The organism is Photorhabdus kayaii (assembly GCF_025384895.1).
Taxonomy (GTDB): domain Bacteria; phylum Pseudomonadota; class Gammaproteobacteria; order Enterobacterales; family Enterobacteriaceae; genus Photorhabdus; species Photorhabdus kayaii.
On record NZ_JAJAFZ010000050.1, the window covers coordinates 1 to 17,679 of the forward strand.

The window sequence follows — 17,679 nt, forward strand, 5'->3', positions numbered from 1 at the left end:
TACAATGATAGTGTGGTGTTCTTGAATTGGCCTCTGACATAAACTAAAAATACTCGGTTTCGAATAATTATTGCGCCCTCCGTGGCGCATTTTTTCCTACTCATATGACTACCGTAAAATAAATAGTAGTATTTGGAAGAAATACAGTAATTTTGTCGGACATTTATTCAAGCTCACTCTGGCTCAGACCGGTAGTTTTCATCACTGTTTCACGATCGATTCCGCTGTTCAGCAATGCATGAGCAATTTTTAACGTTGCTTCTTGACGCCCTTCCTGACGTGCTTTATGTTCCAATCTTTGTGCTATTGTCATCAGTACCTCCTCATACCTCGGGGACTGTTCTGCCAGTCGCCGTAAGATCCTCTTCTCACACGGATCGTTGAATGCTGATTGAGAACTCTCAAGACGAGTTAGTGGCGTATTTGCTCCAGTTCGTTCTGGCTCAGACCGGTGGTTTTCATCACTGTTTCACGATCGACTCCGCTGTTCAGCAATGCATGAGCAATTTTTAACGTTGCTTCTTGACGTCCTTCCTGACGTCCTTCCTGACGTGCTTTATGTTCCAATCTTTGTGCTATTGTCATCAGTACCTCCTCATACCTCGGGGACTGTTCTGCCAGTCGCCGAATAAAACCCTCTGGATCGGCGGTATCTCCCACCTGTAATAAGTAGTTTAGCACGCTTTTTAGCTGTTCATCCGTATAGTAATCATACGTCAGCAGTATAACCAACTCTTGCAGCAGCTCTGCCATATCTCGCTGTCGGATATGCTTTTGCACCATTTCCAGTAGCGCGACCCGTTTGTGCGTCAAGATTTCATCATCCGGGATTACCGTTACATCTACCAGCGGGAATTTATTGGAATAGATTTCCTCCGCCAGGGCCGGATCATCGAAACAGTTTAGCCAATTGGTACTCCAAGGATACGGCTGTATTTTACCGTGATAGAACAACACCGGAATGACCAGCGGCAATTTTTCATGTCCCTGCTCCAGATGCCGTTGCATGGCTGAAATACCGTAGCGCATTAATCGAAATGCCATCATTTTGTCCGGGGAACTTTGGTGCTCGATCACACAATACACATAACCGTCACCCTGAGCCGTTTTCAATGAATACAAAATGTCGGAATAATGCGCCCGCAGATTGTCTTCAATAAACGACCCTGATTCCAACCGCAGTGTATCCAGATCACAAACTGCCCGTAATGTCGCAGGCAAATGTATCTCCAAAAAGTCTCTGGCAGTATCAATATGACTTAAAAACTGTTTAAAAACAGCGTCATGTGGCGTTGGTGTATTTTTTCTCTTCATCGGTGAATGGTAGCATACTTTCTTTTATATTGAAGGAATATTAAGCAAGAAACCAAGCGGACTGAGATGTCTTGAATTTTCTTTGACAAAAATTTTGATCGTACCTCAGATACTTTAATTTCCTTCTTAAGCGAAGTTCAGGTTAGTTACCTTTCCTGCAAATTTCCGCTATTTACCTGCTCCAATGATTTAAGTAAATGTTTTGCATTAGCGGATGAACGTAGTAAATAAGCAGTTTCTTCAAGGCTTGCATATTCTGCATTTGAAATAATAACGCAATCGCCACCGTTTTGTCTGGTGATCAATATTGGTGCACAATCCTGAACAACTTGATCCATTATCGAAGCAAGATTTCCCTTTGCAACGCTATATGTTGTCTTCCGCATAATATGCCTTTTTCACCGTAGTATAAATATCATACAAAGATTGCATGACAAAATAGTATAATATCAAGCTAAACATCTATACCCTATGGATTTCAAGATGCATCGCGGCGGCAAGGGAGCGAATCCCCGGGAGCATAGATAACTATGTGACCGGGGTGAGAGAGTGCAGCCAACAAAGAGGCAACTTGAAGGATAACGGGTATATATGTGCTATCCGTGGCCCAATCTCTTTATTCGCACGATCCCTATCCGCCCATATGTAAAAGTTGATAGCTTTATCTGATTGCAAATCACCTTTGATTTGCACTATGTTAATTGACCAATTCTAGTTGAAAGAATAAAATAATGGTCAAGAAACAGGAGATTTTATGAACACCGCAACCAAACAACGTAATTTGAATGAGCTACAAGTGTTACTGCAAAAACGCTTTGACATAATATTCGGCTCATTGATGCCTGAGTTTGCTGAAAAGGCGAAGGCCAGCAATGCTCTTGTTCTTCCGGATAGCGAACTTTTTGGGCTGCTGTACTCAACCGTACTTGAAAAGAGTGCGAGGACTCCCGATCGCGAACTCCGCAAACTAAAGCGTCGCGCTGAGAACCTGTCCAATTTTTATAAGGAAATTGAGCGCATGGGTGGCGTAATTAAAGCAGTAGATGTTGCTGATATTCTCGGTATCACGCGTCAGGCCGTTAATTTGCGAGTGAAGGGAAATAAGCTGCTCGCTTTCAAGAAGAACAGCGATCATGTCTTCCCGCTCTTTCAATTCAAAGAGGGAGGGCTGTTACCTCACTTTGAAAACGTCATGAAAGCAATGAGCAATGATATCGGGCCTATTTCCAGAATATCGTTTTTGACTACCCCCTTGAGCGACAAGAACGGTAAAGGGAAAACCCCTATTGAGATCATGAAAGAAGATAGCAGCATTGATGATGTTTCAAAAATGCTTCGTGCAGCGAAACAGATGGGCAAACAGATCGCCAGTTAAGAGAAGTCTCCTTTGTTTGCATTGTGAGGTACCCCCATAAATAAGTTTTGCCATAGGCTTCTCCTTAATGTTTTTTTGAAATGGTGTCGTGTGCTTGCCCACTGACACCGCTATGCCGTGATTGGCATCACAATTATACGACGATTAAAGTGGTTTTAAATTGATTGATTTTTTGGGGTTTATTGCATTAAAACTTGATTACAATGCTAGTCACACATAATTGCACATAAGGGTTGTAAGACGAAATTTCCGGCTTACAACCCCATTCAGGTGACTAAAATTAGTATGCCATTACACCTAGACGAAGTACGCCTAGTGAATAACGCGTATTTCTATTTGCAAAAGTGCCGTCAATTCAATCAAACACCGCTTGTAACACATTGTTTGGCCAATAAATATTATTTATGAGAGTAATATCTCGTTCAGATGAACAGGTATCTGCGGTCAATGGGGTAGTCTCAGAAAATGTCAATAGCCTTGGTTTTAGCTTAGAGGAAGTAGAAAAATCACAATATAATGCCAATGCGAGTACTCCATATAATCTATTTCTATTTATAGAATTAACTATATCGTCAAAATAGCCCGCATTTGAACCTGCATTATTCGACATTTCATATGCATAACTGCTTAGGCTTGACCACCGGTTGGTTAATCTGACCAAACCTCCTCCTATCTGCACATTATTATCATAATTGCTAGTTATAAACGAAGATATTCGGCTAAATCTAGCTGATTCAGCCACAGCGGTAATCAATGTCATAAAAGCTCTTGCTGCTAGAGGCTCTACTGTTCCTGAACCATTTTGCCGCCATAAAGTCGTAATGGCGCTATTGATGGTTTCATTGCTCACAATTGTTTCTTCTCTTGTACGGTTAGCCCGTCTAAATAAATCAATATAACTTGAAGAAATATTTAAATTTAAAAGGTTTGTCTCCGGAACTGTTATGTTGGAAAATTCAGTATCATTGAATCTGTAGAATATCCCAGCAGAGACAAATCCCACCATATACAAATTAGTATTTGATAATATAAGATCAATAACATCCCCATTATTACTTATGAGGTGAACCGATGTATATGGTTCAGTGGGATTAAGGACAAGTAATCCGGGAACATTAGGTAGGTGGCTCCCTACTATAGATCTAAGATTCTTAATGGATTTAATATAGTTTTGAGCATCTGAATAATCAAAATTGACGCTCTTAGAATATACTACGTTACTAAATAAAAAGAAAAATAAAATCAAGTACCTGTAAAAATTTTTCATTCCGCTCTCTTCTATGATTAGAACTTAACATTTCAATTAGTCTTAAAGTGTCAATTAAATGAAGAGCCCCGCCGCAAGCAGCGGGGTATCTTAAAACATTGAAACAGTACTACCCATCCCATTTACATTAAATTGAAAAACTTCTGCGGAAAGGATTCCCCTGAGCCGCTGTTTACAACAATGCCCTTTATTCTGGTATAACTTATTCACGGTAAAGTGTAACAGCATATAAAGGTTTGTACTCACTACCATCACCTTCGATGGTTATGTCTACTTTTGTACCAATAATTTGAGCTGTCCTTAACAAATGCATCATCTCCTGATTGCAGTCATCTAAATAGAAACCCTGTCCATATCCAATTGAATTTAAATATCCCCAGCAGTGTTTATCTGAATTAGCTTTAAGCCACTGAACATAGCCAGATATCGTGTACTGCCCCGAGAATGATGGTGCCGAAAATAAAGACAAGGCAATGAAAATAGCACTGATTTTTTTATTCATGAATATTCCATTAAAATAAAACTACTATAAGGTTAGTGAAAGGATATCGATTTACCCATCAGTCCAAAATTCTCCGCCCCAGAGTGTCCTTTTCATCTGAGGACAACGTTTGAATATTTCTCTTGTTGTCAAACTTTTTATCAGTGCGACAACCTTTGCCACGCTGTATATTGGTATTATACCCGTCATCTTTCAAGTTGCCTCTTTGTTGGCTGCACTCACTCACCCCGATCACATAGTTATCTATGCTCCCGGGGATTCGCTCCCTTGCCGTCGCGATCCATCTTGAAATCCATTGGGTATATTATGGCAGCTATAAAATTTGGATAGAAATCATCCATCCGTTCTATTTCAATCCTTTTTAATGGAGTAATTTGTTATTCTATCGTCTATATAAAATGGCAAATCCAGAACAAAAGCAATCTGTGCTTTCTGAACAGCATTATCATGAATTTCCACTTTTTTACCATCCTTAGTTAGGATGTAGTTATACTGGCCTACTACAATTCCCACCTCTTTCACTTTAACAAACTCCCCGTTAATAGATTTGCAGTCACTACAGTTGTTTGCCCAAGATTTATTTGCCAACAAGGAAAAACAAATTAGACTAAAAAAAGAAAGTTTCGAAAGAGTCTTCATACAACACCTCATCTCTGCTACATTTAATTTTAAAAAAAGAGTTTCGAAAGAAAATTATATAACACCTGTTTATGATATATTGAATATTAAAATTCAATATGTATATTTAACTACATTTTTCCTCGGTTTTTCTCCCATTGTACACTCAGGGCAAGATCGCGAATATTTTTAATCAAAAATAAATCCGAGTGTAGTGGTCAACTAATACCGAATCTAATAAGCAAAAAATAATGGTACAACCTCAAGCTAAATATCCATTGCGCCATCCGTGGCGCACTCTCTTTATTTTCCCTACTTACAATTACCGTAAAGCATCCATTTAATTAAGCGGTAGCATCTGAAATCAATTGGGTTGCCGGCACATCCTGTCCAAATCCTCGCAACCCTACCACATGCACATGTTCGTGGTTTTTAAACACTTTACGCACCAGTTTATAGGTGGTTCCTTTTTCAGGACTGATATTTTCCGGGGCAGCGATAATTAACTGCATTTGCAGTCGTTCGCATAGTTCAAACAGAGTGGCAATGGATTTGGCATCCAGACGCGCCGCTTCATCGAGGAATAGCAACCGACAAGGGGAAATATCTTTACCTCGCAAACGGCGGGATTCTTCTTCCCAACTCTGCACCACCATCACCAAAATGGACATGCCGGTACCGATCGCTTCACCAGTAGACAACGCCCCACTCTCTGCTTTTAACCAGCCATCAGATCCACGGTTAACTTCAACATCCAGTTCCAGATAGTTGCGATAATCCAACAACTCTTCACCTATGGTTTGCGGCAAGCGCTGCCCCATATCTACTTGCGGATTCAGACGCTGATAAAGTTTTGCCATTGCTTCCGAGAAGGTAAATCGCTGGCTGTTAAATAGATCCTGATGCTGTTCTTGCTGTTCAGAAAGCACATCCAGCAATATCGCGTGGCTTTCACGCACGTTTACATTCAACCGCACACCACGGACTTGTCCGAAGGAGACCGCTTGTAATCCTTGGTTTAGCATGCGGATGCGGTTCTGCTCACGTTGAATGGTTTTGCGGATAATATTCGCCACACTCTTCGAACTGATGGCTAATTTCTGCTCGCGAGCGGTCAGCTCTTCTGTCAAACGAGCCAGCTCAATTTCCATCTGTTCAATGGCATCAACCGGATCGTCAGTGCGGATAATATCTTGACGAATGCGTTCGCGCAGGTGCTGATAAACGGCAATAAAGAACTGAACTTTACGTTCAGGGCGTTTGGGATCTTCGGACAAACGCAAGGCATCACGCAGATGTTCGTTATCAGCCACCGCCAGACGCAATGCACCCAACGCCTTATCCGACATGGAACGTAACGCGCCACCGTCCATATAAGCCAGTTCACGGCGATGCAGACGACGCTCAACACCATTATCTTTCACCATCCGCATCACCGCGCACCAGCCCGCTTTGGCAGAAACCACCTGTTCACGGATTTGATGGTAATCGCGTTCCAGTTTACGCAGTTTCTTCTGCAAGCTATCCATTTCCGCTTCGCAAAAGGCGATCTGCTTCTCAAGCTGATTGACTCTGGAACGGTTAGTGCTGAGCGCCTCATGGAGCCGATCACGGCGCTCGCGGGCACGCATTTCAGCATTCGCATCCGCTTGAACACCAATCTCTTTCATCTCCTGTTCCAGCTCTTTCAGCATATCCTGTTTGGTTTCATAGGAACTTTTCAGGGATGCCAGCACTTGGTTAAATTGGGAATACTGCGCTTGCTGTTGACGCAGTTGTTCGCGGGCGCGGCTGCGATCCGATTCCGCGTGTTCCAGACGCTGACGCAGTTTGTCATTCAGATCCGCATTTTCACTGAGCATACCGGCAGAATCACTGTAGCTAAAATGCGCACGACGCTGTACCACTTCCACCAGCGCAAAAGCCCGTTGTTTAGCCTGATGCTGGCTCTGTTTGGCCGTTTCATAGTCCCGTTGCAACTGTTCATGCTGCTGTGGATCGCTTTGCAGAACAGCAACCATCGGTTCCAACTTCGCTAATGACGAACCATGTTGTTGCAGGAAACGAGCCGCTTCCTGCGCTTCTTCCAGCTCTTCGCGTATCTCTTCTACGCGATCGATTAAGGTTTCATCCAGCAATAGCGTCACTTGAGGGATCAGGCGATTTAATGTCGTCAGGCTCTCTTTAGCCTGAGTATATTGCTGACGCTGTTGTTGGGTCTGCTCTTCAAACCGGGATAGTTCACGTTCGAGTTCTGTGTGACGCTGCCGCAGTTCGCGGATTTCGGCTTCCGGATCGGCATCAAATGCCACAGACAGGTGTTTACCCACAAACTGACTGAATGCTTGATGCGCACGTTGGATTTTCTGCACATCAAAAGAGAGCGTAGCATAACGCTCTGCCAAGGTATCTCGTTCCAGATTCAAGGCTTCTAGACGGTTTTCTCTGGCAGCACGGCCAAACAATGGCAATTCAGGATAACGGGAATAACGCCATTGGCGGTCAGAAGATTTGACCAATACCGCATTTTCCTGCTCTTCGGCACTAAATACGCTGTCATCAAAGGATTGCGGATCTCCTTCAATTAGATAGAGATCTTCCGGGCAATCTTCCAGCGCTTCAAGGTGTGGACGAACCAGAGAAAGATCGGGCACCACAATGCCATGTCGAGCTGGCCCATACAAGGCAGAGAAGTACGGTGCATCATCAATGGTGATGTCGTCATAAATTTCTGACAGCAAAACTCCACCGAAACGTTCCGCCAGCGCAATCATCCGGCTATCTTCCGCTCCGCTCGGTTGACTGAGGCGCTCGATCTGCTTTTCCAACTCACGTTTTTGCGCCGCAACTTCATCTCGCTCTACCGTGGCTTCACGTTCACGTTCAAGCAACTGCTGCATATATTCCGTCACGTCATTACTGCTCGCCAGCGCTTCACCATTCTGTTCACACAGTTGGCTCAGGGTATCCTGCGCAGCCAGCCAGACCGGGGCACGGGCAGTCAGTGACTGAATTTTCTGTTTCAGTTGTTCAAGCGCCTGACGCATCTCCATACGGCGTTCACCGCTTTCATTAACGCTTAGGCTTAGTGCTTCCTGACGAGCTTCAAGTTCATTTTGTAATCCTTCCAGATCTTCAACCTGATATTGCTGCCCCTGGCGTTTACAAAATTCGTTTAATAAAAACTCTGCATTTTGTTGGTTGGTCAGGCGCTGCTCCAGTTCAGCCAATCGCATTCGCAATGGCGGCACACGATCCGCAAGATGTTGCTGTGACGGCCAGTCACGCAGCAATTCACGAGCTCTCTGCCACGCTTCACTGCGGCTGATTTCACCAACCATGTTTTTCACCAGTTGATATGCCTGCTCAAACTGGCTATGAGCCGCATCAGCAACACTTAATTTCTGTTCCAGCGCCAACAGGGCTTCTGTCGCCTGTTGCTCTTTAGCCTGAAAGGTTTCCAGCCATGTTTCTGCATTATCAGCGGCAAGATCCGGTAACCGACAAAGCTCACGAGCACGTTCCAGCGCTTGTAACGCCTGTTGATACTGAATAGCGCGAGTTTGCTGAACATCCAGTGCTTGCTGGTAATCTGCCAACTGGTTTTTCAGCTCATCGACTTCCTGTTCCGCCGCTTCCGCTCTGGCTTCATATTCAGATTGAAGTTCCGCTGCTTCTTCAACAACCTCAGTTTGCTCTTCCAGACGGTAAGAAAGTTCTTCCAGATCTCCCTGATAACGGTCAATTTTTTCCTGCTGGCGCATGGCTGTCTGCACCAAATTCAGATGATCACTGGCGGCCTGATGATCAGCTTCTAAATCAACAGAAGCTCCACTCTGCTCCGCCAGTTCCCGCGCCATTTCGACATGGCGATACTGTTCGGTTGCCAGTTGCCTATGGCTACCAAATAGCTCTCCACGCAATGCCAGTGCCTGATCCAGATGGGTGCGACGCTCATTGGCATGGCGCATGTAATCAGCGGAAACGTAAGAAGTTGCTTCGGTAATCAAATGCTTAAACAGATCGCGATCAGATTGAGTTACCCGGATAGCCTCCAGTGTTATACGGTTTTCACGCAGCGCCGCTTCCATATCCTGAAATGCCTTGCGAACACCACTGTTTTCCGGCAACAGGTAATCGCGCAGGGAACGGGTAATGGCGCTGGAAATACCGCCATACAGGGAAGCTTCGATCAGACGATAAAATTTACTACGATCACTTGCTGAACGCAGGCGTTTGGGTATCACTCCCAAATCAAACATCAGCGCATGATAATCTGTGATGGAGTTAAATTGTTTGAACTGCACACCTTCCATCTCATCAAGGCGATCTTTCAGTTCATTCAGTGGCAATACCCGCGCCTGTCTTTCACCCACATTTTCAGTCAATAACTGCGTAGGTTGAATAGCGGTTGGCAACCCTTGAATCATAAAAGGTTTGATATCGACCTTACGGTCACGCCCCGCCACTTGTTGCAATCTCACCCCAACCACCACCCGCTGATGGCGGGAGTTAATCACATCCAAGGTTGAGTAACAGACCCCCGCCCGCAATTTGCCGTGCAAACCTTTATCACGAGAACCGGAAGTGGCACCGGCTTCGGTGGTGTTACGGAAATGCAACAAGGTTAAATCAGGGATCAGCGCAGTGACAAAAGCCGCCATCGTGGTGGATTTACCCGCCCCATTACCGCCTGATAAGGTGGTCACTAATTCATCAAGATCAAATGTTCTGGCAAAAAAGCCATTCCAGTTAACCAGCGTCAGTGAACGAAATTTACCGCGTTCAATCATAGTTGTTCATCTCCCGCACCTTCTGCTGAGTTATCCGGTGTTTCATCATTTTCACTGTCATCAAGCGACAAACCGCCTTCAATCGGCATTGCCTCACCGTCACGGATCATCCTCAGTTGTACTTCACGAGGATCGTCGCCACTGCGCACATCCGCACCAAAACGGAATACCGCCTCAGTAATGGTAAATTTGTTGTTGTCATTTGGCAGGATATAGACCATCCCCAGACGACGCAGACGGTTCAGTGTCGTGCGCACTTTTTCCTGCAATTTCTGTTTATCCAAATCGGAACCGGAGGAGCGTTGGTTGACAAACTTCATCAACTTGCCCTCATCGGCCAGTGAGATCAGCTCTTCGTACAGCTCTTGAGCAGTAAAAATCCCCTGATTAGCCAGACGTTCCGGGCTGAGATAGAGATAACAAAGAATTTTTCCTACCATCATATCCAGCTCTGATAATACCGAACGCGGGATCAATGTGGTTGAACGGGGCCGCAGATAGAAGAAACCTTCTGGCGCACGGATCAACTCCACATTATAGCGGGCGTAAAATTCCTCCAATTGCTCCTGAAAATCCATCAGATAAGCGTGATTATCAAGATCATCCATCCCGATATGACGACCCGCACGAAGCTGGCTATCCAGTTCCGGGAAAAGTGAATTGGCTAACGCCTGTGCCAGTTTAACTGGCATAAATTGTTCAATATGTGTCGATGACATGTGCCTGTACCTTGGCTCCGTAATCATTAATCGCTAACCATTCCGCTGGCAGCCCAGAGAAATCCGCTTCTGCCACACCCAATCGCACAGCCTGATCCACCAAAATACGCGCCACATCAAAGTGACGAGAGAGCGGATGCTGAGCAAGGTAATCCCTTAACACTGCACCTAAATCCAGTGGACGCTGTTCCTGCTGATATATCAACAGCGCTTTTTCAATCATTTCTGCCAGTCGTTCGTTTATTTCACTGAATTCTTCATATTCCAGCGCTAACGGCAGTTCACCCGTGACTTCTTCATTACGTAACGTCAATTCTTCGTCCCGCATATCCAGCAAACGTTCGGCGTTAGCAATGGTGAGGGTCCACGGGTTATCAAAATAGTGTTGAACTGATTGACGTAAGCGCTGAGAGAAAATACGGTTTTTATCCATATCAATCGCGGTACGGATAAATTTGTGAACGTGACGATCGTAGCCAATCCATAAATCAATCGCCTGCTGACCCCAACTGATAATACGATCCAGTTTGCTTTGCAGATCAAATACCAGTTTATCAACCAGTTCTGATCCACCACTGTCCATATTGGCTTCCTGAATGCGCAGCAAATTAGCCTGTAATTTGTCTCCAGCCGCTTCTAGTGTGTCCTGAAGTTCCCGCAACGTACCCGATGTTTCGGATAACAGTTGCTCACAGTTGGCAATCGCTGCCTGCCAATCTTGATTCAGCAACGCCGCAATATCTTCTTTAACCGAGCTTTGCTGCTCGTCCATTACGCGCTGAGACATGTCGATGCTGTCGAAGATTTCCGCCACAGAATATTTCAGCGGTGCAAAAACATTACGGTGCCAATGAAATTCATCTCCCTTTTCTTCTGCCGCTTCTGCTGCCCGGTGTAACTCACTCGCCACCACCGAAAGTTGCATCGAAAGACGTAAGGTAGAAAATTCCCGCTGACGAATGTAGTAGTCACTGATACTTATTCCAAGCGGGGTTAAGCGATAGATTGCATGGTTATCGGCCAATTCACTGGTGAAACGGTTAAGAAGTTTCTGACGCACCATGTCATTGATAGCATTGTTGGCCCGTACGGCGACAGATTCTGTGGTCTGCTCAAATCCTTTGCAAACTTCACGAAAAGCATCAACCAGCTCCCCTTCGCTCATCTCGCCATCCAGACGCTCGCTGTTCAACACCGCAATTGCCATCAGAAAAGCCAGCCTTTCTACAGGCAAGGAGATGGAAAAGTCGTTTTTCCTGGCCCAAGACACCAGTTCCGGGACAGTCTGGGAATATTCACTCATAATTTGTCCTTTAAACTGTTAAAGCTGGCTTGCGTGCCATAACATGAATGTAGCGCCCCAGGCTGATATAAGGCTCCTGTCGGCAATAACGCTGTTCTAATTCCAGCAACGCCGGAAAGTTTTCGCTCTGTAATTGGCGATTTTGCAAATAATCGTGAAAAACACGCACACCGGTTTTGCCGGTAATCGTCATATTTAATTCATCAAGCCATTGATATACCTGCTCTGGTGCCAATGGATTCTGAGGCGATAATGAACGTTTTCTGCGACGTTGTATATTGGGTGTCGCCAAATGAAAATTACCTAAAATAGCATTACGCATAACCAAACCATTGGCATTGTAAAACATTAAAGATAGAGCGCCACCCGGATTAATGATATTCATTAGCACTTCTATTACATATTTCTGATCGGTAATCCACTCAAGTACTGCATGGAATAATACCAAATCTACCGGTTGCTCTATATATTGGCTAATTTCTTGTACCGGACTTTGTATAAATTGCATATTTTGGCTGACCCCTTTCTCTTCCGCGGCCAGCCTTGCCCGCTGGATCATCTCTTCTGATAAATCACACAATATCACTTGATGACCCAATTCAGCTAATTGGCATGCTATATTTCCCTCACCACCACCCGCATCTAAAATACGCAGTGGACGTTGAGGTAATTGAGCCAGTAATTCGCTAATATCCTGCCAGACAACGGCTTGCCTGATTTTACCTTTGGTTGTGCCGTAAATATTACGAGAGAATTTGTCTGCAATATCATCGAAATTGCGATCCCGCATGAAAAACTGCCTCACTAATGGAATAGATCTGATTTATCTGTTGAGATTTCATTACGCTGACTGCTATTTTGGCACAGCATTCGTTGATATAACTACTTTTGACGACAAACTGTGAACCACATGGCTATAATTCAACCAAATTAAGGCAAATAGATGCAATTTTTATTTAAAAAGTACCTCGGTGCAATGGTGATGCCTCTGCCATTAATATTGCTAATTTCACTTGCTGCTTTATTACTGCTGTGGTTTACCCGTTGGCAAAAAACAGGAAAAATGGTTCTAACATTCAGTTGGCTCACGCTACTTCTGCTAAGTTTGCAACCTGTTGCCGATAAGCTGCTGTTACCACTGGAATCGGTTTATGCTAACAGCGACCAATCTGATCCCAATCACAATCCACCGGTTGATTATATCGTCGTTCTTGGTGGTGGCTTCACTTATAACCCAAATTGGGCACCCAGTTCAAACTTACTTAACAACAGTTTGCCACGAGTGACAGAAGGTATTCGCCTATATCGCCTGAACCCCGGCTCTAAAATGGTCTTTACCGGCGGTAAAGGGGCGAATGTTAAAAGTAGCGCTGAAGTTGCCGCTATCGTAGCCCAATCGCTCGGCGTGCCCGCAGAAGATACGATTGCACTAACAAAGCCAATGGATACTGAGCAAGAAGCCAATGAAGTTAAGAAACTGATTGGTAACCAACCCTTTATTTTAGTAACTTCCGCCAATCATATGCAGCGAGCAATCACTTTCTTTAAACAACATGGGTTGAACCCCATTCCCGGCCCAGCTAACCAATTAGCGATCACTTCACCATTACATCCTTGGGAAAAATATCTGCCCTCAGCTTACTTTCTATCTCATTCAGAGCGAGTATGGTATGAAACTTTAGGCATCCTCTGGCAACGCATTAAACCGTCGAAGGATCTGGAACACCCACAAAAGTCAGAGCATTCTCAGCCGTTAAATAATCCTCAAGCGACTTCTTGAAGCAAGAAGATGGATAGAGAAACGAAAGCGCGATAGAAATAAACAATATAGAAATAAACAACAATGAATGACGCGCTTTCGTTAATCAAAAAATAAGTTCAAACAACCAATCAGATTTCAGTAAACACTTTTCTGATTGCTGCCAAATCTTCCGGCGTATCAACGCCCACTCCCGGCGCTTTTAATGCAATCCCCACATGAATTTTTTCGCCATACCAAAGTACCCGCAGTTGTTCCAGCATTTCAATTTGCTCCAACGGGCTCGGCTTCCATTGCACATAGCGACGGATAAAACCCGCGCGATAGGCATAAATACCAATATGACGCAGGAAATTGTCCCCAATCGTTTCCCGTGATTGAATAAAACGGTCACGCTCCCAGGGAATGGTTGCTCTGGAGAAATAGAGCGCATAACCCTGTTTATCCATAACGACTTTCACAGCATTAGGGTTAAAAGCTTCCTCCGCATCATGAATCTGTACAGCCAACGTTGCCATTCCCGCTTTACAACCCGCCAAATTCTCTGCAACCTGTTTAATGATCTCTTCGGGAATTAATGGTTCATCCCCTTGAACATTAACGATAATTTCATCATCGGAAAATTGATATTTGTTGATAACCTCAGCTAACCGTTCAGTACCAGAATGGTGATTTTCCTTGGTCAGACACGCCTCTCCACCGGCAGCCACAACAGCATCAACAACGTCGTGATTATCTGTTGCCACAATGACGCGTGCAGCACCTGAACGCTTCGCCCGCTCCATAACACGGACAATCATCGGCTTGCCGTGAATATCGGCTAAAGGTTTACCGGGTAAACGGGTTGAAGCAAAGCGAGCAGGAATAATAACGGTGAACATCTCTTATTTTTCCTCATCCAGAGGTAATTCACGGGCTTCGTGCTCTAACAGGACGGGAATACCATCACGTACAGGAAACGCAAGTCGATCCAACTTACAAATGAGTTCAAAATTCTCTTTATCGTAACTGAGTTTTCCGTTACATACAGGGCAGGCAATAATTTCGAGTAAACGGTGATCCATACATCCTCCAATTATGGAGCTTTAATTTAGTGCAACTCAGAATAACATAAGCTTGGTATCATCGTTAACTCTTGTTATACCTGTTATCTTTCAAGTTGCCTCTTTGTTGGCTACACTCGCTGACCCCGGTCACATAGTTCTCTATGCTTCCAGGGATTCGTCCTTGCCGTCGCGATGCATCTTGAAATCCATAGGGTATATTTACTTAATATTTTTATTCATCTCCAATAACGAACAAATCTTGTTCAGCATTATCTCTCCCTTTTCCTGAGGTAACCGAGCATCTACTGGTAAATACCACCAATTTGGCTGAGCAAAACTAAAACACTTAACCGCATCTTTTTCTGTCATCAGTAAATTCTGGTTGATATCAGCCAGATGACACAATTGATCTTCTGCGTACAGTTGATGGTCGGCAAATGCGTACTCCTTTTGTAGGTCAGCACCTAACTGCTGCAAGGTCGCAAAGAACCGAGGTGGATGGCCGATTCCAGCCATCGCAACAGCACAAGGTATCAGATTCACAGCTCGTTTTTCACCGCTCACCATATTCACAGCTAACTCGCCAGCTAATGTCATGGATAATTCACCTGGCTGAGGAGTACCACCGTTGGTGATAATGGCATTAACCCTGTTCAACCGCCCAGATAGTTCACGCATTGGGCCTGCCGGAAGCCACCAACCATTCCCAAAACGGCGCACGCCATCAATAACCGCAATTTCAAAATCCCGCTGCAAAGCATAGTGCTGTAAGCCATCATCAGTCACGATGATATCCAGTGGCGTGTCTGCCAGTAATGCTTTCACTGCTGCAACCCGTTTTGGCGCAACAGCCACTGGTGCGCCAGTACGACGATGAATTAATACCGGTTCATCACCGGCTTGAGCCGTAGTGATATTTTCAGTCACCAACAGAGGATAACTTTCCGCTTTACCCCCATAGCCGCGGGAAACAACACCAACCCGATAACCTTTTTTCTGCAACTGCTCCACCAGCCAAATAACCACCGGCGTTTTACCATTACCGCCGGTAGTTAGATTACCCACCACCACCACAGGCACAGGCGCTTTCCAGGCTTGCCTCAACCCTGTTTTATAACTCAACCACCGTAAGCCACTTATCAGCCCGTAAAGGGCTGAAAAAGGTAATAACAGCAAATAAAGCCATGAGCGGCCTGACCATATGCGCTCAATCATTGACCAAATTGCATCCGATGTAGTTGTGAGTAAACACCATTTCGCTCCAACAGAGAGAGATGGTTACCCCGTTCAACAATATGCCCATCTTCAATCACCAGAATTTCATCCGCGTTTTCAATGGTTGATAGACGATGTGCAATAACCAGCGAGGTTCTGTTTTTCTGCAATTCATCCAGTGCAGCCTGAATTGCCCGTTCAGATTCCGTGTCCAGCGCCGAGGTTGCCTCATCAAGAATCAAAACCGGAGAATCACGCAACAAGGCACGTGCGATAGCAATACGCTGACGTTGGCCGCCAGAAAGCAGTACACCATTCTCACCGATCATCGTATCCAAGCCGTTATCTAACTTCCTGATGAAGTCCATTGCATAAGCCATCTCAGCGGCTTTCTCAATCTCTTCACGGCTGTATCGGTTTTCACTGGCATAAGCAATATTATTCGCTACCGTGTCATTAAATAGATGCACATTCTGCGATACCAGAGCAACCTGTCCACGCAAGGAAGAGAGCGTATATTCCCGCAAGTCATGCCCATCCAGCAAAATATTACCTTCGTTGACATCATAAAAACGGGTCAGCAAATTCGCTATTGTGGATTTACCAGAACCAGAACGCCCTACCAAAGCAACAATTTTTCCCGCCGGGATATAAATGGAAATATTTTGTAACGCCGGTAATTCCTTGGTTGGATAGCAGAAAGTCACATTACGGAATTCAATATCACCGTTCGCTTTTTTCAGCTCCAGCTTACCGTCATCTTTTTCCTGTTCCATATCCAGAATCGAAAACAGAGTCTGACAGGCGGCCATGCCTCGCTGGAATTGCGCATTAACATTAGTCAATGATTTCAATGGACGCATCAACGCAATCATTGATGAAAATACGACCGTAATTTTACCCGCTGTCAGTGTTTCCATAATATCCGGGAAACTTGCTGCATACAGGACAAAGGCCAAAGCAAACGAGGCAATAAGCTGAATGATGGGATCAGAAATTGATGAAGCAGAAACCATTTTCATGCCTTGCTGACGCATATGGTTACTGACTTTATTAAAGCGCTCAGTTTCTACTTTCTGCCCGCCAAAAATGAGCACTTCTTTATGCCCTTTCAACATCTGCTCAGCACTGGCTGTGACTTGCCCCATGCTATTCTGCATATTTTTACTAATACTGCGAAATCGCTTCGATACCACGCGAATCACCAATGACACAATCGGCGCAATCACAATCAGGATCAGAGATAATTGCCAGCTATAGTAAAACATCAAAATAAACAGGCCGATTATGGATGCCCCTTCCCTGACCACAGTAATCAGTGCACTGGAAGAGGAGGAGGCCACTTGTTCAGAATCATAAGTGATACGGGAAAGCAGCGTCCCTGTAGATTGCTGATCAAAAAATGACACCGGCATCCCCATCATATGGCTGAACAGACGGCGACGCATCTGCATTACCACTTTACCGGAGACCCAAGATATACAATAACTTGATACAAACCCGGATAGCCCTCGCATAATCATTAAAGCAATCACAATCAGTGGCATCCATTTCAGTACATCACTGCTTGCTTTGCCGAAACCTTCATCAAGTAAAGGCTTAAGCAATGAAAGCATTAACGTATCACCGGCAGCATTAAGGATCAGTGCAACCGCAGCAACTATCAGCCCAATTCTGAACGGAGAGACAATTGGCCATAGTCGGCGAAACGTCTGCCAGGTAGAAAGGTCTTTATCATTCATTATTGAGTTACCAACACAAAAAGAAA

The 17,679-nt window shown here is 44.7% G+C and carries 15 protein-coding genes and 2 pseudogenes; 2 read left to right on the top strand and 15 right to left on the bottom strand.

The window, feature by feature from the left end:
* Positions 1-163: 163 nt before the first annotated feature.
* The 3 genes and pseudogenes from LGZ98_RS24450 to LGZ98_RS16730 all read right to left on the bottom strand — a co-directional run.
* Positions 164-358, bottom strand: a pseudogene (locus LGZ98_RS24450) (ISNCY family transposase); the annotation flags it as partial.
* 53 nt (positions 359-411) lie between these two features.
* Entirely contained in the window at positions 412-1,314 is a 903-nt protein-coding gene (locus LGZ98_RS16725; protein ID WP_113043176.1) for an Rpn family recombination-promoting nuclease/putative transposase, read from the bottom strand.
* A 146-nt stretch (positions 1,315-1,460) separates the two neighbouring features.
* Positions 1,461-1,700: a type II toxin-antitoxin system prevent-host-death family antitoxin gene (locus tag LGZ98_RS16730; protein ID WP_262978308.1), complete on the bottom strand. Its 240-nt coding sequence runs from the start codon at positions 1,698-1,700 to the stop codon at positions 1,461-1,463.
* A 368-nt stretch (positions 1,701-2,068) separates the two neighbouring features.
* Here LGZ98_RS16730 and LGZ98_RS16735 point away from each other — a divergent pair, with 368 nt between their 5' ends.
* Complete coding sequence (locus tag LGZ98_RS16735; protein ID WP_113043178.1) at positions 2,069-2,689, top strand: DNA-binding protein; 621 nt, start codon at positions 2,069-2,071, stop codon at positions 2,687-2,689.
* Positions 2,690-3,044: 355 nt separating this feature from the next.
* Here the strand turns inward: LGZ98_RS16735 and LGZ98_RS16740 are convergent, their stop codons facing one another.
* The 8 genes and pseudogenes from LGZ98_RS16740 to cmoM form a co-directional block, all read right to left on the bottom strand.
* Positions 3,045-3,956 (bottom strand): ribosome-inactivating family protein, encoded by a 912-nt coding sequence (locus LGZ98_RS16740; RefSeq protein WP_113024945.1) that lies wholly within the window; start codon positions 3,954-3,956, stop codon positions 3,045-3,047.
* A gap of 202 nt (positions 3,957-4,158) precedes the next feature.
* Positions 4,159-4,458: a hypothetical protein gene (locus LGZ98_RS16745; protein WP_113024944.1), complete on the bottom strand. Its 300-nt coding sequence runs from the start codon at positions 4,456-4,458 to the stop codon at positions 4,159-4,161.
* 54 nt (positions 4,459-4,512) lie between these two features.
* A pseudogene (locus tag LGZ98_RS16750) lies at positions 4,513-4,635 on the bottom strand (transposase); the annotation flags it as partial.
* Positions 4,636-4,809: 174 nt separating this feature from the next.
* Positions 4,810-5,097 (bottom strand): hypothetical protein, encoded by a 288-nt coding sequence (locus LGZ98_RS16755; RefSeq protein ID WP_113024943.1) that lies wholly within the window; start codon positions 5,095-5,097, stop codon positions 4,810-4,812.
* A gap of 323 nt (positions 5,098-5,420) precedes the next feature.
* On the bottom strand, positions 5,421-9,869 hold the full coding sequence (mukB, locus tag LGZ98_RS16760) for a chromosome partition protein MukB (RefSeq protein WP_262978309.1): 4,449 nt from the start codon (positions 9,867-9,869) through the stop codon (positions 5,421-5,423).
* On the bottom strand, positions 9,866-10,588 hold the full coding sequence (gene mukE, locus LGZ98_RS16765) for a chromosome partition protein MukE (protein ID WP_262978310.1): 723 nt from the start codon (positions 10,586-10,588) through the stop codon (positions 9,866-9,868). The genes mukB and mukE overlap by 4 nt, the downstream gene beginning before the upstream one ends.
* Entirely contained in the window at positions 10,569-11,891 is a 1,323-nt protein-coding gene (mukF, locus tag LGZ98_RS16770; RefSeq protein WP_113043181.1) for a chromosome partition protein MukF, read from the bottom strand. The genes mukE and mukF overlap by 20 nt, the downstream gene beginning before the upstream one ends.
* A 10-nt stretch (positions 11,892-11,901) precedes the next feature.
* Positions 11,902-12,681: a tRNA uridine 5-oxyacetic acid(34) methyltransferase CmoM gene (cmoM, locus tag LGZ98_RS16775; RefSeq protein ID WP_112894781.1), complete on the bottom strand. Its 780-nt coding sequence runs from the start codon at positions 12,679-12,681 to the stop codon at positions 11,902-11,904.
* A gap of 153 nt (positions 12,682-12,834) precedes the next feature.
* Here cmoM and elyC point away from each other — a divergent pair, with 153 nt between their 5' ends.
* Positions 12,835-13,671, top strand: coding sequence for an envelope biogenesis factor ElyC (gene elyC, locus LGZ98_RS16780; RefSeq protein ID WP_113043182.1), 837 nt, complete (start codon positions 12,835-12,837; stop codon positions 13,669-13,671).
* Between the two features lie 110 nt (positions 13,672-13,781).
* On the opposite strand, the gene kdsB is transcribed toward elyC, so the two are convergent.
* From kdsB to msbA, 4 genes are all read right to left on the bottom strand, one after another.
* Positions 13,782-14,531 carry a 3-deoxy-manno-octulosonate cytidylyltransferase gene (gene kdsB, locus LGZ98_RS16785; RefSeq protein ID WP_262978311.1) on the bottom strand — a complete coding sequence of 250 codons (750 nt, stop codon included), beginning with the start codon at positions 14,529-14,531 and terminating at the stop codon, positions 13,782-13,784.
* A gap of 3 nt (positions 14,532-14,534) precedes the next feature.
* A complete protein-coding gene (locus tag LGZ98_RS16790; protein WP_011145924.1) occupies positions 14,535-14,714 on the bottom strand; it encodes a Trm112 family protein in 180 nt (59 codons plus the stop codon).
* Between the two features lie 201 nt (positions 14,715-14,915).
* Positions 14,916-15,911, bottom strand: coding sequence for a tetraacyldisaccharide 4'-kinase (gene lpxK, locus LGZ98_RS16795; RefSeq protein WP_113043184.1), 996 nt, complete (start codon positions 15,909-15,911; stop codon positions 14,916-14,918).
* On the bottom strand, positions 15,908-17,656 hold the full coding sequence (gene msbA / locus LGZ98_RS16800) for a lipid A ABC transporter ATP-binding protein/permease MsbA (protein ID WP_113043185.1): 1,749 nt from the start codon (positions 17,654-17,656) through the stop codon (positions 15,908-15,910). The genes lpxK and msbA overlap by 4 nt, the downstream gene beginning before the upstream one ends.
* Positions 17,657-17,679: the final 23 nt, after the last annotated feature.

What these genes read in the sequence shown, in the direction of transcription:
- mukB (WP_262978309.1), bottom strand. Translation starts at nt 9,869, where the DNA reads ATGATTGAACGCGGTAAATTTCGTTCACTGACGCTGGTTAACTGGAAT.
- LGZ98_RS16790 (WP_011145924.1), bottom strand. Translation starts at nt 14,714, where the DNA reads ATGGATCACCGTTTACTCGAAATTATTGCCTGCCCTGTATGTAACGGA.
- LGZ98_RS16725 (WP_113043176.1), bottom strand. Translation starts at nt 1,314, where the DNA reads ATGAAGAGAAAAAATACACCAACGCCACATGACGCTGTTTTTAAACAG.
- LGZ98_RS16730 (WP_262978308.1), bottom strand. Translation starts at nt 1,700, where the DNA reads ATGCGGAAGACAACATATAGCGTTGCAAAGGGAAATCTTGCTTCGATA.
- lpxK (WP_113043184.1), bottom strand. Translation starts at nt 15,911, where the DNA reads ATGATTGAGCGCATATGGTCAGGCCGCTCATGGCTTTATTTGCTGTTA.
- LGZ98_RS16745 (WP_113024944.1), bottom strand. Translation starts at nt 4,458, where the DNA reads ATGAATAAAAAAATCAGTGCTATTTTCATTGCCTTGTCTTTATTTTCG.
- mukE (WP_262978310.1), bottom strand. Translation starts at nt 10,588, where the DNA reads ATGTCATCGACACATATTGAACAATTTATGCCAGTTAAACTGGCACAG.
- elyC (WP_113043182.1), top strand. Translation starts at nt 12,835, where the DNA reads ATGCAATTTTTATTTAAAAAGTACCTCGGTGCAATGGTGATGCCTCTG.
- LGZ98_RS16755 (WP_113024943.1), bottom strand. Translation starts at nt 5,097, where the DNA reads ATGAAGACTCTTTCGAAACTTTCTTTTTTTAGTCTAATTTGTTTTTCC.
- mukF (WP_113043181.1), bottom strand. Translation starts at nt 11,891, where the DNA reads ATGAGTGAATATTCCCAGACTGTCCCGGAACTGGTGTCTTGGGCCAGG.
- LGZ98_RS16735 (WP_113043178.1), top strand. Translation starts at nt 2,069, where the DNA reads ATGAACACCGCAACCAAACAACGTAATTTGAATGAGCTACAAGTGTTA.
- kdsB (WP_262978311.1), bottom strand. Translation starts at nt 14,531, where the DNA reads ATGTTCACCGTTATTATTCCTGCTCGCTTTGCTTCAACCCGTTTACCC.
- LGZ98_RS16740 (WP_113024945.1), bottom strand. Translation starts at nt 3,956, where the DNA reads ATGAAAAATTTTTACAGGTACTTGATTTTATTTTTCTTTTTATTTAGT.
- cmoM (WP_112894781.1), bottom strand. Translation starts at nt 12,681, where the DNA reads ATGCGGGATCGCAATTTCGATGATATTGCAGACAAATTCTCTCGTAAT.